Raw genomic sequence first — 15,564 nt, 5'->3', positions numbered from 1 at the left:
GGAAAGGAATTCAATGATAAGAGTTGTGGTCGATCCCGGATGTCCGACGGGCGTTCCCGAGACTGTGAAGGGTTTGCCCGATCTGGATGTCGTCCTCGCCCCCGATCGGGATGCCGTCGCTGCAGAACTCGCCGCAGGTGCAGAGGTGCTTGTCACCTCGTACTGGAGGGATGACTTCCTGACCCCGAGCCTCCGCTGGGTGGCCGGGAACGGCGCCGGTACCGATCAGTACCCGCTTGAGGATTTCAGCCGGAATGGCATCGAACTCACCACCGCGCACGGGGTGCACGCCTCGTGCGTCGCCGAGCACGCCTTCGCGTTGCTTCTCGGAGTCACGCGGGGAATCGGCCAGTCCGTTCGCAACTCCGTCACCCACACGTGGTCGTCAATGACGGCGGAGGAGCTCGGCGGCAAGAAGATGGCGATCATCGGGCTCGGCCGCATCGGCGAGGAGGTTGCCCGCCGGGCGATCGCATGGGGAATGGAGGTCGCCGGCCTGAAGCGCACACCTGAAAGCTATAGGGGTTGCGTCCCGGTGGTTCGCGGGCCTGAGGCCCTGCACGAGCTGTGCAGCTGGGCGGACATCCTGATGATCACTGCCCCCGCAACGAACGAGACCCGCGGGCTGATTGGAGCAGAGGAGTTCGCCCTCCTCGGGGCAGGATGGTTGGTAAATGTCGGCAGGGGACCACTCGTGGACAGCGACGCCTTGCTCGTTGCACTTCGTGACGGCGAGTTGCGCGGTGCGGGCATCGATGTGACCGATCCGGAGCCGCTGCCGCAGGACTCCCCGCTCTGGGATTGCCCCGATCTCATCATCACACCCCACATCGGCGGCGACAGTCCCAATTTCGCCCCCCGGTGGGCGCAAATCTTCGAACACAACCTGCTGGCCTACGCCGGCCTCGCCGACTGGCGGAACCGGCTCGAGCACACGGCCTCGGAGGTCAGCGCATGACGAAGCGAATGGTGATTCTTCCCCCGCAGTCTGAACTGACACGGTCCTGGGCAGCGGAGCTCGCGTCAATCGACGGACTCGAGGTTGTATGCGCCGAAAACGAGGCCGAAGCGATGGAAGTGCTCCCCGCTGCAGAGGCCGCATACGGCACGCTCGACCGCAGGATGCTCGCCGTCGCCGACAGGCTCAGCTGGCTTCAGGCCCCGATGGCTGCCCCGCCCCCTGGCTACTTCTTCGACGAGCTCACCGCGCATCCGGTGACCGTGACCAACTTCAGGGGCATTTACAACGACCACGTCGCAACCCACGCCGTCGCACTCGTGCTGGCAATCGCCAGGAACATCCCTGTCTACATACGGCAGCAGGCCAACGGCGACTGGGACCGGCATCTGGCCGATTCGGATGTCATTCATCTGCAGAACTCGACGGCCCTTGTGGTCGGCGTAGGCGCGATCGGTGCTGAGATATCGCGGATGCTCGCGGCGTTTGGTGTCACCGTACATGGGGTCGATCCGCAGCTGGCATCCCCTCCCGAGGGCGTGGTGGCCATGCACACACCTGACGAGCTCGATTCCCTCCTCCCGGGTGCAGACATTGTGCTGCTCACCCTGCCGCACACTCCGGAAAGCGAGGGACTCATCAACGCTCGCCGGATCGCCCTGATGCAACCCCACGCGATGCTCGTCAATATCGGCAGAGGTCCGACCGTAAGTCTTGAGGCCGTGAACGACGCCCTCGATCGCGGCGCTCTCGGCGCGGTCGCGCTCGATGTCTTCGAGGTCGAGCCGCTCCCGCCCGAGCATCCGCTCTGGCGTCAACCGCGCGCGCTGCTGACGCCCCATGTCGCTGTGGTGGGGCCCTATATCGACGATCGGCGTCTGGGGGTGCTGAAGCGCAATGCAGAGGCATTCGTCCAAGGTGCAGCGCTCGAGAACATCGTGAACAAAGAACTTTGGTACTGACGGAATAGGTGAAGGACATAACAATGCATCTCGCAACAATCATGCAGAAGGACGACGCGAAAGCGGCCATCGTGCACCCGGAAAGAGGGGTGGCCGCGGTTGAGGACCTGATCCCCGGTTTCAGCGGTGACGCCATGATGCTTCTGGACGACGAACTGTTCGCGGCAGCCTGTGCCGCTGCGGAGTCCGCCCCTGAAGAGGTGTTCTCGGCGCGTGAGACCGTCGTGTTCACCGCGCCATACCGTTCGCCGCGCAAGATCTGGGGAATCGGGCTGAATTACAGGGCCCACGCCGGGGACTTGTCGGAGAACGTGCCGACAGAGCCAGCGTCGTTCATGAAGGGCGACCATACGATCATCGGCCAGGACGGGCAGATCGTGCTTCCCGAGCAGAGCGAGCGGGTGACTGCAGAAGCCGAACTCGGCATCGTGATCGGCCGCTATTGCCGCGATGTCTCAGAAGAAGAGGCTCTCGACTACGTCTGGGGGGTCGTTCCGATCCTTGACCAGACCGCAGAAGACATCCTTCAGCGCAACCCCCGCTTCTTGACGCGCTCGAAGAATTTTCCGTCGTTCTTCTCGTTCGGCCCCGAGATCGTTCCCCTCGACGAGGTCCTCGGCGACGACGGCAGCCTTGAGGACGTCGTGGTGAAGACGGTACGCAACGGCGAAGTCTGGCGGGAGAACACTGTCTCCCAGATGACCTTCTCCCCCGCTTTCCTGGTGAGCTTCCACAGCAAGGTCATGCCGCTGTACCCCGGCGACATCATCTCCCCAGGAACCCCCGGGGCTGTCGTCATTCGAGCAGGTGATGTAGTCGAGAGCACCATTCCGGGTGTCGGAACGCTCCGGAACTCAGTCATCGTGCAGAACCCGGTCGCATGATCATGGATCTGTCGACGATCGAGCACGCGACGCTCGACTGGAGATACAAGGGAGTGCCGCTCGGGGCGACTGTGAAGTTGTCCGAGATTGGTTCGCTTGGCTGGAACGTGGCCGGCGGGGATCTCTCACTCCCGATCACCACGCTTCGCGTTGACGCGGTCCGACACAACATCGCGACGCTCTCTGCGTACTGTGAGCGCTACGGGGTTTCGCTCGCACCGCATGGTAAGACAACGATGAGCCCGCAACTGTTCGATTGGCAGCTTGAGTCCGGAGCGTGGGCGATGACAGCCGCCACCCCCGGCCAGGTTCAGATCATGCGGCAGTTCGGGGTCCCGCGCGTCATCCTGGCGAACGAACTCGTCGAAGCGGATGCGCTTCGGTGGGTGGGCGGGCAACTCGAGCACGACGCCGGATTCGAGTTCATGTGCCTCGTCGACTCGATCGAGACGGTTGCCGTGATGGATGCGGCGCTCCATGGTGTGCTCACCACGCGGCGGCTGCCCGTGTTGCTCGAGGTTGGCGTCCCGGGGGGACGGACAGGCATCCGCGACTTTGCCGATGCCATGCGCCTGGCTGAATCGATCGCCGCATCGCAAACGCTCGAACTGGTGGGTGTCGAAACCTACGAGGGGCTCGCTGGCCGGTCGGCGTCCCTCGAAGACATCGCCGCCGTCGACCACTTGCTCAACGCCGTGCGCGGGCTCGTGGTCTCGCTCTCTTCCGCTGGATTGTTCGCTGGAGACGAGGTCATCGTGAGCGCAGGCGGGAGCGTGTACTTCGACCGCGTGGTGGAGAGCCTCACGAACTGGCCGGCCGGAACGGCTGTCCCTCGTATTGTCCTGAGAAGCGGATGCTATCTCTCGCATGATGCAGGCCGGTATCACCGGCTGTCACCCCTTGACGGCAGGCGCGAAGCGGACGAGACGCTGAGCCTGCGTGATGCCTTGGAGTCATGGGCCGTGGTGCTCTCTGTGCCAGAGCCCGGTCTCGTCATTCTCGGCACGGGAAAAAGGGATGTTCCGTACGACGTCGAGATGCCACTGCCCATGCGGGTGCACCGCAGGGACGGCTCCATCACCGAACTCGAGAACTGCATCGTCACCGGCATGATGGACCAGCACGCGTTCATGTCCGTCGGCTCCCCGGTGTCGATCGCTCCCGGGGACATCGTCGCACTGGGACTCTCGCATCCCTGCGGCGCATTCGACAAAATGCCATTCATTCCGCTGGTCGACGACGCTTGGAACGTCGTCGACGGTGTTCTCACATTCTTCTGACCAGGAGGTCACCCATGACTAGAATTGCAAACCCCGTCCCCGACGGTCCGGCGCCGGGCGGCCCGTACTCGGCCAGTGTCCGCATCGGCAAGGTTGTCGCCATCGCCGGTCAGTGCGGATACCTCCCCGATCGCTCCCTTGTTGAGGGAGTCACCGCCCAGACCAAGCTCGCGATGGAGAATGTCGAAGCTGCCCTGACCGCGGCCGGCGCGACGTTCGATGATGTCATCAGCACCAGCGCCTACCTGACCGACGTCGACGACTTCGCCGAGTTCAATGAAACGTACGCCCCGTTCTTCTCAGAGCCACGCCCCGCGCGAACCACCATTTACTGCGGGCTTCGGCCCGGCGTGCTGGTCGAAGTGAGCGTTATGGCGGTTCTCCAAGATGCCTGACATCGTCTTTCGCGGGGCGAACGTCGTTGACGGGACGGGCGCCGCCGCCTTCACCGCCGACGTCGCCGTGGTCGACGGCAGGATCGACGCAGTAGGTTCGGTCACGGGCGGCGCGGCTGTCTCCATCGACGCGCGCGGGATGGTGTTGAGCCCTGGGTTCATCGACCTCCACACCCACACGGACTTCGCGTTGCCGAGTTATCCCCGGGCGGCTTCGATGACTCTGCAGGGCGTGACCACACACCTCACCGGCAACTGCGGCTTTTCGCCCTTCCCAGTCGTCGAGGAGCACGCGGACATGCTGCGCGAGTACAGCGGCTTCCTCGACGCGGGGTTGCCGTGGGGCAGTTGGAGCAGCGCTGCAGAGTACCTGGAACTGCTCGATGGGCTGCCTCTCGCCGCAAACGTAGCCTGCCTCGTCGGACACGGCACGGTGCGGATGGCAGTGATGGGCTTCGACACCGGCGTGCCGGACCCCTCCCAGCTCAAGGCAATGCAGGCTTTCGTCGCGGAAGGGATGCAGGCCGGTGGCTTCGGAGTATCGACGGGTCTGACCTACGCGCCCGCCAGCGCAGCTGCCCTGGAAGAACTGGTCGCTGTCGCCGAGGCAGTGGCACCTTACGGCGGTTTCTATGCCACGCACATCAGGAGCGAAGCGACGACACTCCTCGAGGCGGTGGCAGAGGCACTTGACGTCGGGCGGCGGGCGCACGTTCCGGTGCAGTTGAGTCACCACAAGATCATGGGGCGCGACAACTGGCCGAAGCTCGCCGGCTCGCTCGCGCTCATCGAATCGGCGCGCGCGGATGGTCTCGATGTCATGCTCGACCAGTACCCATACACCGCCGGCAGTACGACCCTCGCGGTCATCCTCCCGCGCTGGGCGCTCGTCGGTGGCGTCCCGGCCATGCAGCAACGGCTTGCGAACCCTGAGCAGCGCGCCGAGATCCGCGAGGTGATTGCCGCGCAACGGCCGGAAGACCTCATCGCAGGGCTGCGGGTGTTCGAACCGGACTTCGTTGTTATCGCAGAGGTCCCGGAAGGACCGCTAGCCCAGTACATCGGCTTGACGCTGACGGAGGTGGCGGAACGACGGAATCAGGAACCGGTCGACACTGTTCTCGACCTGCTGGCTGCAGCGGGCGGCGACATCCTGACGGTTGTGCACGGCCAGTCCGAAGAGAACCTCAGGACGATCATGGCGAACGAATTCACTGCGATTGCAAGCGACGGCTGGACCCTCAGCCCGGAGGCAGGCGGCCGCCCGCACCCGCGAAACTACGGCACATACTCGAGAATCCTCGGTCGCTATGTTCGCGAGGAGCAGGTCTTGGGGCTCGAAGACGCGGTGCGCAAAATGACATCGCTGCCCGCTTCGCGTCTTGGCCTCAGTGACCGTGGGGTGATCAAAGCGGGGGCAGCGGCAGATTTGGTGCTGTTCGACCCGGCGACTGTCTCCGATCGGGCTGATTTCGACCGGCCGCACCAATTCTCGACCGGCGTGCGCACCGTTGTCGTCAACGGACGGATCGTCGTGTCCGACGGCGAAGACACAGGAGCGGAAGCCGGAACGGTGTTCCGCAAAAACGACAGGAGCAGAGCATGAAATCGTCGATGTTCGTCTTCGGCACAGACATCGTGGGCGAGGGCGTCGAGACGGTGCTTGACAACCTCACGGCCCGGGCTGGCGTGGACACGATCTCGCTGTCGGCGACCTATCACAACGCCCGGGATGTCTTCCCGCACAACCCGCGCCATCGGGTTTACCGTCATGAGGGAGACATCGCCTGGTTCAGGCCGAACAAGAGGTTGTACCCCGGCGGATTCGCTCCACCCCTTGCTAGTGACGCGGACGGGATGGACGTGCTCGGCCTGGTGACGGATGCCGCCGAGCGGCGCGGCACTGACGTGAAGGCGTGGACGATTTACTCGCACAATTCAAGGTTGAGCGCGGCGGTTCCTGACACCTCCGTCAGGAACGTCTTCGGGGACAGGATGCGGGGTGATCTATGTCCGTCGAATCCGCTCGTGCAAGACCATTTCGCGGCGCTCACTGCCGACATCTGCAGCTACCCGATCTCGACTTTGCTGGCTGAGTGCCTGCACTACCGTGCCTTCGAGCACGGCGAACACCATGAGCGGTACCTCATCGACATCCCCGGCCATGTGCGTTCCGCGCTAGGGCTTTGCTTCTGCGATTCATGCGCCGCAGCGGGGGCCAAACACGGAGTTGACGTCCCGTCGCTCGAGACCGCGCTCCGTTACGCCATCGATGCCGCACTGGCCGGCGCAACTGGCGGGTTCGAGGCAGCCCTCGCTGAGGACCTCGACCGGTACGCAACTTCGCGGGTTGCGACGATCACCGCCCTGACAAGGGATATAACGAGTGTCGCCACGCAGAACGGTGTACGTCTTAGCTTCATCGATCACTCGGGAGCGATGTCGCACGTGATGACCGATGTCACCCCGGAGGAGGCGACGTCGACGGCGGCGCGGCGACTCGGGATCGATCCACGGGCAGCAGCGGGCGCTGCCGACGAGTACCTCGCCCTGATCTACACGGACGACCCTGAGCGGGCGGACACGATGATGCGGGGCTACCGCGCTCTGCTCGGTGACGATGTGCCGATCTCATACGGGTTCAGGCCCCTCAAGCCGGATTGCTCGGACGAGAGCAACCTCGCGGCCAAGGTTTCGGCCGCGCGTGCCGCAGGAGCGTCCAGTGTTGACTTCTATCACTACGCGATGATGCCGCTCGAACGACTTGACTGGATCGCCCGGGCTCTCGACGGGGCCAAGGATTCGGCAACCCGCAGCGGCCAGCCGGCCTTCGGCCCAAGCTGAAAGATCAGGTTATGCCCTCCCCCGATTCCCCATCGCACGCCGAAGGGAACGCAGCCGCAGAACTTGCTGAACTTCGAGCAAGCGTGGACAGCATCGACAGCGCGCTACTCCACATTCTTGCGGTGCGGTTCGACATCACACGAAAGGTAAGCGAGCTCAAGGCACAACACTCGCTTCCTGCTTCAGATCCCCGGCGCGAGGCCGAGCACTTGAACGAGCTCCGCGCGTTGGCTACAGCGAGCGGGCTCGAACCCTCGGTGCTGGACCCGGTCTTTTCACTGATATATGGCCGGGTCGTGCGTTCGCATCAGGACGTTGCATCTTCGCACCAGTTCGACGCATCGCTTGTGGCTGAGTCGCTAGACCATCGAGAGACCCCGTCAGAAACGAGGAACTAACAAGATGCGCGAAAACTACGACGTTACGCCACCAGGTGCTCCCCAGCATGGCGATGCCCTCGAGAATCTTCTCCATGAGGACCGGAAGTTCGCGCCTTCCGCGGAGTTCGTCGCGGACGCGGTAGTCGGCGCCGGGGTCTATGCGGAAGCGGACGCGGACCGTCCGGCGTTCTGGGCGAAGCAGGCCCGGGAACTGCTGGACTGGGAGACGGACTTCGGCCAGGCGCTGGACTGGTCCGAGCCGCCGTTCGCGAAATGGTTCGTCGGCGGCAAGGTCAACGCCGCGTACAACGCCCTGGACCGGCACGTGAAGAACGGGCTCGCGGACCGGGTCGCCATCCACTTCGAAGGCGAACCCGGCGACACCCGCACCTACACCTACGCCCAGCTCACCGACGAGGTCAAAAAAGCCGCCAACGCGTTCGAAGCCCTCGGCGTGGCCAAGGGCGACCGGGTGGCCGTGTACCTGCCCATGATCCCCGAAGCGGTCATCACGATGCTGGCCTGCGCCCGGATCGGGGCCGTGCACTCGGTGGTGTTCGGCGGGTTCTCCGCCGACGCCCTGCGCTCCAGGATCGATGACGCCCAGGCCAGGCTCGTGGTCACCGCGGACGGCACCTACCGGCGCGGCAAGCCCAGCCCGCTCAAGCCCGCCGTGGACCAGGCCCTGACCGCCCCAGGCCACAGCGTCGAAAAGGTAGTGGTGGTCAGGCGCAACGGCGAAGACGTGGACTGGGACCAGGGCCGGGACCGGTGGTGGGAGGACACCGTCGGGGCCGCGTCGGCGGAGCACACCGCCGTGGGCCATGATTCCGAACACCCGCTCTTCATCCTGTACACCTCCGGGACCACGGGCAAGCCCAAGGGCATCCTGCACACCACCGGCGGGTACCTGACCCAGACCGCGTACACGCACAAGGCGGTCTTCGACCTGCACCCGGACACGGACGTGTACTGGTGCACCGCCGACGTCGGCTGGGTCACCGGCCACTCCTACGTCGCCTACGCGCCCCTGGTCAACGGCGCCACCCAGATCATGTACGAAGGCACCCCGGACTCCCCGCACCAGGGCCGCTGGTGGGAAATCGTTCAAAAATACAAGGTCTCCATCCTCTACACCGCCCCCACCGCGATCCGGACGTTCATGAAATGGGGCAAGGACATCCCCGGCAAATACGACCTGTCCTCGATCCGGGTCCTGGGCTCGGTGGGCGAACCCATCAACCCCGAAGCCTGGATGTGGTACCGGGACGTCATCGGCGCCAACGCCGGCAGCAACGGCGAAAAGAAGGAACACCCCGCACCCATCGTGGACACGTGGTGGCAGACCGAAACCGGCGCCCAGATGATCGCGCCGCTGCCCGGGGTCACGGCAACCAAGCCCGGCTCCGCGCAGGTCCCGCTGCCGGGCATCGCGATCGACGTCGTCGACGAAGCCGGGGCCTCCGTCCCGGACGGGCACGGCGGCTACCTCGTGGTCCGCGAACCCTGGCCCGCGATGCTGCGCGGCATCTGGGGAGACCCCGAACGGTTCAAGGACACCTACTGGTCCCGGTTCGAAGGCATGTACTTCGCCGGGGACGGGGCCAAGAAAGACGAAGACGGCGACGTCTGGCTCCTGGGCCGGGTGGATGACGTGATGAACGTCTCCGGACACCGGCTCTCCACCACCGAAATCGAATCCGCCCTCGTCTCCCACCCCTGGGTGGCCGAAGCCGCCGTCGTCGGCGCCAACGACGAAACCACCGGCCAGGCCGTCGTCGCGTTCGTGATCCTGCGCGGGGACGCCCCGTCGGGACAGGACAACGGCGACACCACCATCACCGAACTCCGCAACCACGTCGGCAAGGAAATCGGCCCCATCGCCAAACCCCGGCACATCCTCGTCGTCCCCGAACTACCCAAAACCCGCTCCGGGAAAATCATGCGCCGCCTCCTCAAAGACGTCGCCGAAGGCCGCGAACCCGGCGACGCCACCACCCTCTCCGACCCCACCATCATGACCCAAATCGCCCAATCCCTGAAAAAGTAGGAAGGGCGGGCCTGCGCCGATTGCAGGATAGAGGCTGCATCGGCCGGGAGGCAGCGCGGGACTCGACCGCGGGAGCGGTCGAGTCCCGCGCGCAATCGGCCTCAGCCCATTGCCGGTTTACCTAAAGCTGGCTGTGCGACGCCGTGGCGGGGTCCGAGCCGATTCGGGCACCGCTCTCGAGCTGTGTGATGGCGGCAAGGTCCGCGGGAGTCAGGGTGATGCCCGCAGCGTCGGCGTTTTCCCGCATGCGGCTAGTCGTCGAGGACTTGGGAATGGCAATAATCCCTGAAGCGACGTGCCATGCCAACACGATCTGGGCCGGTGTGGCGCCGTATTTGGCGGCAATCGATTTCACCGCGGCTGTATTCAAATCGGCCCCCTGCCCCAGCGGGCTGTACGCCTCCACCGCAATGCCCAAGGCACGGCACTTGGCCGTCAACTCCTTCTGCTGGAACGTCGGGTGGATTTCGAACTGGTTCACGGCCGGGACCACACTAGCGTCCTTCAGTAGCGCGTCCAGATGCTCGCCGAGGAAGTTGGAGACACCGATGGCACGCATCACGCCGTTGGCGTAGAGCTTCTCCATCGCTTTCCAGGCTTCGACAAAGAGCCCCTGTGAGGGCACCGGCCAGTGAATCAGGTACAGATCCACGTACTCGACACCAAGCGCTTTCCTGCTGTTCTCGAAGGCCTCATAGGCGTTGCCCTGCTCGCCGTTGCGCAGCTTGGTGGTGATGAAGATTTCACCCCGGGGAATGCCTGAGGCAGCGATGGCTGCTCCGACGCCGGCCTCGTTGCGATAAGCGGCTGCGGTGTCGATGTGGCGGTAGCCGGCCTCAAGCGCTTCCTCGACGATTCGCTGTGTCTCTTCCGGTGGAACCTGGAATACGCCGAAGCCGATTTGCGGAATTTCGACGCCGTTGTTCAGGGTCACGGTGGGTGTGGTGGTTTCTTGCGTCTGCGACACTATCGATTCTTCCGTCAGTGGGGTTGTGCCTAGGAGCGCCCGCACGAAATTCGGTGCGAATTGTGCTCCCGGGCTTTGTAAAATACGCTACCCATCTTGGGATGTCGTGTCAGCCGGTATGCCGCTCCCTTCCTTTCCTAGGAATGACAGTCCTACCTTCCTTGTAGAAAGCTGTGATCGGGCCGTGGACAATGGGACTTATGGGTCAGAGCGCAGAGTTTGGAAAATTCCTGAAGGCCATGAGGTCACGGCTGAAGCCCGAGGACGGCGGCCTGCCGGGTACTTCGGGTGTCCGGCGGGTTCCCGGGCTGCGCCGCGAGGAGATAGCCCGGCTGGCGGACGTGAGCACTGACTACTACACGCGCCTCGAGCAGGGCCGCAACATCCACCCGTCCCGGGCAGTACTGGACTCGGTAGCCCGGGCTCTGCGCCTGGATCCCAGCGAACAGGCGCACATGATGGACCTGCTTGAGAACTGTGCGAAGTCCCAGCGTCCACCCCTGGCGGCCCAGAGCGTTCGGCCTGCCCTGAAGCAGCTGTTGGACGCCGTGGGAAGCGTGCCCGCACTGGTACTGGGGCGCCGAACGGATGTTTTGGCGGGCAATCACCTGGCTTTTCTCCTGCTTGCCGATTTCGCATCCATGCCTGCTGCCGAGCGGAACCTGACTCGCTGGATGATGCTCGATCCACGCGCGAAGGAACTCTTCCGGGACTGGAACTCCGTAGCGGCCGAAGCGGTCGGAGCCCTCCGAGTGGACATTGGCCGGCATCCGGACGACGCCCAGGCCAACCAGCTCGTTGGTGAACTCGCAGTTCAGAGCGAGAACTTCCGCCTGTGGTGGGCCGGACACCGGGTGTCCAGGAGGTCTGCGGGCAGTCTGCGGTTGCACCATCCCGTCGTCGGCGACTTGGAACTGAACGTTGAAAACCTGACGCTCCCGGACGACCCGGATCAGGTGCTGCGGGTATTTTCCGCAAAGCCCGGCTCGCCGTCGGCCGATTCCCTCACACTGCTAGGCAGTTTCGGCGCCGAAGCGGCGACGGCCTGGGAGCGCGCACAAACGACGGAAAACACGGATGCATCCGGCGCCGGGTTCTTGACTGATCCGGCTTAGGAAAATTGGGCCCTCAGGGGTTGGGGCTCACTCTGTACCCGTGACCACTTGAGACCGCCGGGACTTTGTCGCGGCCGTCTCAAGCTATGTCACTGGGAATGTGTCGCTGCGGCTAGAGCGCAGGATGGAGGGTCAGTTCAGGCCGTTCCACCGGTTGTTGATCTGGTTGCCGAATCCGCTACCGTTGCCGTTGCCGTTCTGGCCGTTTCCGTTATGGTTGCCGTTGCCGTTGGTGTCCTTCCCGGGGACGACGGCACCGGTCGTCGGATTCAGGATGACCTTGTCCGTGTTGGGGTGTTTGAAGTCGAACATGTTCGTCAACGAGCCCGCGCTGGCGTCAAGAGAGGAACCGCCGACCTGGCCGGTGCTCCAGTTGTCCTCGATCAAACGCAGAATGGATGTCTGGTCCGTCTGGGTGTGGTCAACAAAGTTCGTCTTCGCGAACGGAGAAACCACGATCAGCGGCTGACGCGGGCCCGGGCCGCAACGGTCCGCGTAGCCGCCGGCCATGGGAACGCCCTTGTTGTACGCGTTCAGGCAGAACGCGGCATCATCGGGAGAGTTGGAGGAGTTCTTCACGGCTGCTGCTACGTGGTCGTACCATCCGTCAGAGTCGTCATAGGCGAGGATGACGGCGGTGCTGTTCCAATTCTGGGAGTTCTGGATGGCATTGACCTGATTGGCGACGAAGGCCTGCTCGTCGATCGGGTCGGAGCTTCCGGGGTGGCCATCCTGGTATTGGGGCGCCTTCAGGAACGACACGGCGGGCATGTTGTTCGAGTTGACGACCTGGTCGAACGCCGTCACGTCGTACTGGTGGTTGGCCTGGCCGTTGTGACCGATTTCCGAGACCGAAGCCGGCGGCAGGTGGTGCGGGTTGGCGGTGGAGGCAAAGTACTGGAAGGGCTCGTGGTGCGGCGAGTAGTCGACGATGGAGGCGCCCGTGACGTTGGCGTGCGTGCTCAGGCAGGAAGCCGGCGTGGATCCGGACGCCGGGGCGGTCGGGGTGAATCCACCCTGGAACCATCCCCAACTAACTCCCTTGGCGTTGAGCAGATCGCCGATGTTCTTACCTTGCGCGCCGGCCACGTTGTTGGTGGTCTTATGGCTGCTGTTGGAGCAGTCGTCGTAGACAGGGTCGGGGTCGTTGATCACTGTTCCGACGCCGCTCGGGTTTGGGACGCGTACGGTGGAGGTGCTGACTGTCGGAACGACCGGTGCACCCGCGGCAGTGAATTCCTGGATACCGTGGGTCTGGCCCGAGACCAGGTTCAACGCGCCCGGGGTTGACGGACCAAAGCCGGTGCTGAAGGACGAGTCGCTCATGGCGTAGTTCTGGGCGTAATTCCACATGCCCGTGACGGTGTTTCCGTCGTAGTAGTCCATGGTCAGGCCCGGCGCGCCATATTGGTTCGCTGCACACACGTCCTTGCTAGTGTTCTCAACGAATTTGTTCATCAGGCCACCGTTGTAGGCCAACTGCTCGGCGGTGTAGGTGTGGTTCTGGTCGCAAGTGACGGCCTGTGCCGGTGTCAGTCGCTGCGGCTGGATGGAGTTCGGGTTGTTCGGGGCCAGCAGGCCGTCGTGAGCCAGTGTCGCAATGTTCGTCGGTGTGTTCCTTGCGGCGGTGAACTGCGTTGCCGGGAGCCCGGTTCCCTGCTGGGTTTCACCTGGCGTGTTGGCAGCCTTGGGGTAGGTGGCAAAGTAGTGGTCGAACGAGACGTTCTCGCCGAAGATCACCACCACGTGCTTGATGGGTGTGGCCGTGTCCGCGTGGTTTTCGCTGGCGGTGGCCGGGCCGGCTCCGAAGCCGAACAGGCCGGCGGTGAGGGTGGAGGTAGCCAGGACCGCGGCGCCGGCGGCGGCCGCGAGTGGTTTCCAGGTGAATTGATGAGCGAGGTATCGCATGTGTTCTTCAATCTTTCTCGAGGGGTACCCGGCGCGACTTGCCGGGGTGTCGGACCCGCCCGGAAGCGGGCCGACGTCGTCTAGCCGCGGACGGGGTTTAGCCTTATTGGCCTTTGTTGGTTCCGCTGCCGGTGCCTTGGCGGGTGTTGTCCGTGCGGGGCCGCTGCAGTGTGAAGGATTCGAAGGCGGCCAGCTGTCCTTGTGGTCCGAGCACGTTGTAGTAGGTGACTTGGAGTTTGGTCATTCCGCCGGGCTGGGTTCCCGGGTCGACGGTGAAGGCAGCGAATCCGTACGAGTTGGCGGCGTCGCGCTTGGCCGACCAGGGTGCGTCTTCCTGCGTGTAAACCGGTGGCCGCCTGTTGGTCGTAGGGTTGAGCGGGCCGACGCTGGTGATAACACGGCAGGCGGGCGGATTGTAGAACATCTGGTTGGAGGTCACTGAGGTGCCCCCGCCTCCCAGGACCATGTGCACGGTGCCCTTGGTAGTGTCGATGGTCTCGGTGTTGGTGTCTGCCGGGATTGGGGTCAGTGTCGCGTTGGGCTGCTGGCCGCGGATCGGGTGAGATCGTTCGTAGTGGTGTTCGTGGCCACAGACGACCAAGTCAACGCCGTATTTATCGAACAGCGGCACCCATTCTTGCCGGACGCCCAGATCGGCGCCGTTGAGCGCGCTCGCGGTGCTGATGACGACCTGGTGCATGCAGATCACAACCCAGTCGATGTTCTTGTCGGACCGGGCAGCGATCAGTTCCTTCTCAAGCCATGCTTTCTGCGCGCCCTGGGAGTATCCGCGGACGTAGCTGCTTCCGCTGTCCTGGATGCAGACGTCATCGTTGGCCAGGCTGATCACATGCACAGAACCAACGGTGAAGGAGTACCAGAGCCCGCGGGTGATATCGGTTTGGCCCGGCTGCGGCGGTACCGAAAAGTATGTCTGGTAGGCCGCATAGCCAATTGGCCCGTTGCCAAGCTCGTTCTCATGGTTGCCCGCTGCCGGCATCCATGGCCGGTGCCGGGCGCTGCGGGAGTTGTTGTCCCAGAAATCGGTCCAGGTGCGTACTCGGTCCACGGAGCCATTGGCGTAGCAGAGGTCGCCGTTGAACAAGTGGAACAAGGGCTGCACGCGTTCGATTCCAGCGGGCATGTCCCCCGCTGCAGGCGAGCCGAGATTGTCGTTGACCCACGGCGGATTGGCGATCGTGACTCCCGCCGGCGGGACGTACTTCTTTCCCAACGTCGGTGTGCCCTGGTCGCCGAAGCTGGTGAACGTGAAAGCCTCGCGGCCACGCGGTCCGGTACGGAATGAACCAAACTCAGGCTGCGCGCCGTCGTGGATGGCCGCGTAGACGTAGTCGTGGGACGATTTCAGGCCGGTGAGTTTCGCGTGATAGGCGTAGACGATTTGACCTGACTTGCCGTCGGTGTAACTGGTCTGCACCGCATCCTGGCTCTTGCTGTAGCTTCCGTCCAATTCACCGAGCATCGCCCGGGCATGGCTGACCGGCTGCAGGGTGTGCCATGACACCACGACTTCGCTGGACGCATCCGCCCCGAACTGGAGGTGCAGGCCGTTTACGATCGGGGTTGTCAGAGGGTCGCCTACCGTCGTCGGCAACGCCGACACCTTGCCCCCAGTGGCCGCGGTGGCAGGTGCCGCGCTGGCCAGTGCTGCGCCGGCACTTGCGACTCCGGCCGCCGCGAAAAAACCGCGTCGTGAAAATGCTTTACTAAAAATTTGTCTGTCATCTGTCATGTTCAACACATTGCCGGGGCAACGGTGGCCGTTCGTGAAGGATAGCCAAATCTACGGCCACCAACAGA

General features: G+C 63.9%; 13 protein-coding genes. 10 read left to right on the top strand and 3 right to left on the bottom strand.

What is annotated here, in order from left to right; translation table 11 throughout:
* Positions 1–13 precede the first annotated feature (13 nt).
* Genes AB0O52_RS08025 through acs form a run of 9 tightly spaced genes read left to right on the top strand, consistent with a single transcriptional unit; the run spans position 14 to position 9,753 of the window.
* Entirely contained in the window at positions 14–958 is a 945-nt protein-coding gene (locus AB0O52_RS08025) for a D-2-hydroxyacid dehydrogenase (RefSeq protein WP_364535837.1), read from the top strand.
* The gene (locus AB0O52_RS08020; protein ID WP_364535834.1) at positions 955–1,920 is read left to right on the top strand and encodes a D-2-hydroxyacid dehydrogenase; all 966 of its coding nucleotides are present in this window, start codon (positions 955–957) and stop codon (positions 1,918–1,920) included. The genes AB0O52_RS08025 and AB0O52_RS08020 overlap by 4 nt, the downstream gene beginning before the upstream one ends.
* 23 nt (positions 1,921–1,943) lie before the next feature.
* Positions 1,944–2,804 carry a fumarylacetoacetate hydrolase family protein gene (locus AB0O52_RS08015; protein WP_364535831.1) on the top strand — a complete coding sequence of 287 codons (861 nt, stop codon included), beginning with the start codon at positions 1,944–1,946 and terminating at the stop codon, positions 2,802–2,804.
* Positions 2,801–4,084, top strand: coding sequence for an amino acid deaminase (locus AB0O52_RS08010; RefSeq protein ID WP_364535828.1), 1,284 nt, complete (start codon positions 2,801–2,803; stop codon positions 4,082–4,084). The genes AB0O52_RS08015 and AB0O52_RS08010 overlap by 4 nt, the downstream gene beginning before the upstream one ends.
* Before the next feature lie 14 nt (positions 4,085–4,098).
* Positions 4,099–4,479 (top strand): RidA family protein, encoded by a 381-nt coding sequence (locus AB0O52_RS08005; RefSeq protein ID WP_364535826.1) that lies wholly within the window; start codon positions 4,099–4,101, stop codon positions 4,477–4,479.
* A complete protein-coding gene (locus AB0O52_RS08000; protein WP_364535823.1) occupies positions 4,472–6,085 on the top strand; it encodes a D-aminoacylase in 1,614 nt (537 codons plus the stop codon). The genes AB0O52_RS08005 and AB0O52_RS08000 overlap by 8 nt, the downstream gene beginning before the upstream one ends.
* Positions 6,082–7,323, top strand: a complete 1,242-nt coding sequence (locus AB0O52_RS07995) for a hypothetical protein (RefSeq protein ID WP_364535820.1) — start codon at positions 6,082–6,084, stop codon at positions 7,321–7,323. Before AB0O52_RS08000 ends, AB0O52_RS07995 begins: the two co-directional genes overlap by 4 nt.
* Before the next feature lie 11 nt (positions 7,324–7,334).
* Complete coding sequence (locus tag AB0O52_RS07990) at positions 7,335–7,721, top strand: chorismate mutase (protein ID WP_364535817.1); 387 nt, start codon at positions 7,335–7,337, stop codon at positions 7,719–7,721.
* Between the two features lie 4 nt (positions 7,722–7,725).
* Positions 7,726–9,753, top strand: coding sequence for an acetate--CoA ligase (gene acs, locus AB0O52_RS07985; RefSeq protein WP_364535814.1), 2,028 nt, complete (start codon positions 7,726–7,728; stop codon positions 9,751–9,753).
* Positions 9,754–9,874: 121 nt separating this feature from the next.
* Here the strand turns inward: acs and AB0O52_RS07980 are convergent, their stop codons facing one another.
* The gene (locus tag AB0O52_RS07980) at positions 9,875–10,720 is read right to left on the bottom strand and encodes an aldo/keto reductase (protein WP_364535811.1); all 846 of its coding nucleotides are present in this window, start codon (positions 10,718–10,720) and stop codon (positions 9,875–9,877) included.
* A 200-nt stretch (positions 10,721–10,920) separates the two neighbouring features.
* Here AB0O52_RS07980 and AB0O52_RS07975 point away from each other — a divergent pair, with 200 nt between their 5' ends.
* Positions 10,921–11,835, top strand: coding sequence for a helix-turn-helix transcriptional regulator (locus tag AB0O52_RS07975; RefSeq protein WP_364535808.1), 915 nt, complete (start codon positions 10,921–10,923; stop codon positions 11,833–11,835).
* A gap of 132 nt (positions 11,836–11,967) precedes the next feature.
* On the opposite strand, the gene AB0O52_RS07970 is transcribed toward AB0O52_RS07975, so the two are convergent.
* Together AB0O52_RS07970 and AB0O52_RS07965 are read right to left on the bottom strand one after the other, a co-directional pair.
* A complete protein-coding gene (locus AB0O52_RS07970) occupies positions 11,968–13,743 on the bottom strand; it encodes an alkaline phosphatase family protein (protein ID WP_364535805.1) in 1,776 nt (591 codons plus the stop codon).
* Positions 13,744–13,846: 103 nt separating this feature from the next.
* Positions 13,847–15,496 (bottom strand): metallophosphoesterase family protein, encoded by a 1,650-nt coding sequence (locus AB0O52_RS07965; RefSeq protein WP_364535802.1) that lies wholly within the window; start codon positions 15,494–15,496, stop codon positions 13,847–13,849.
* Positions 15,497–15,564: the final 68 nt, after the last annotated feature.

Source organism: Arthrobacter sp. NPDC080073, assembly GCF_040686575.1.
Lineage (GTDB): Bacteria > Actinomycetota > Actinomycetes > Actinomycetales > Micrococcaceae > Arthrobacter.
Note: the sequence above shows the minus strand (reverse complement) of the source record. Positions and strands in the feature narration are given on the sequence as shown.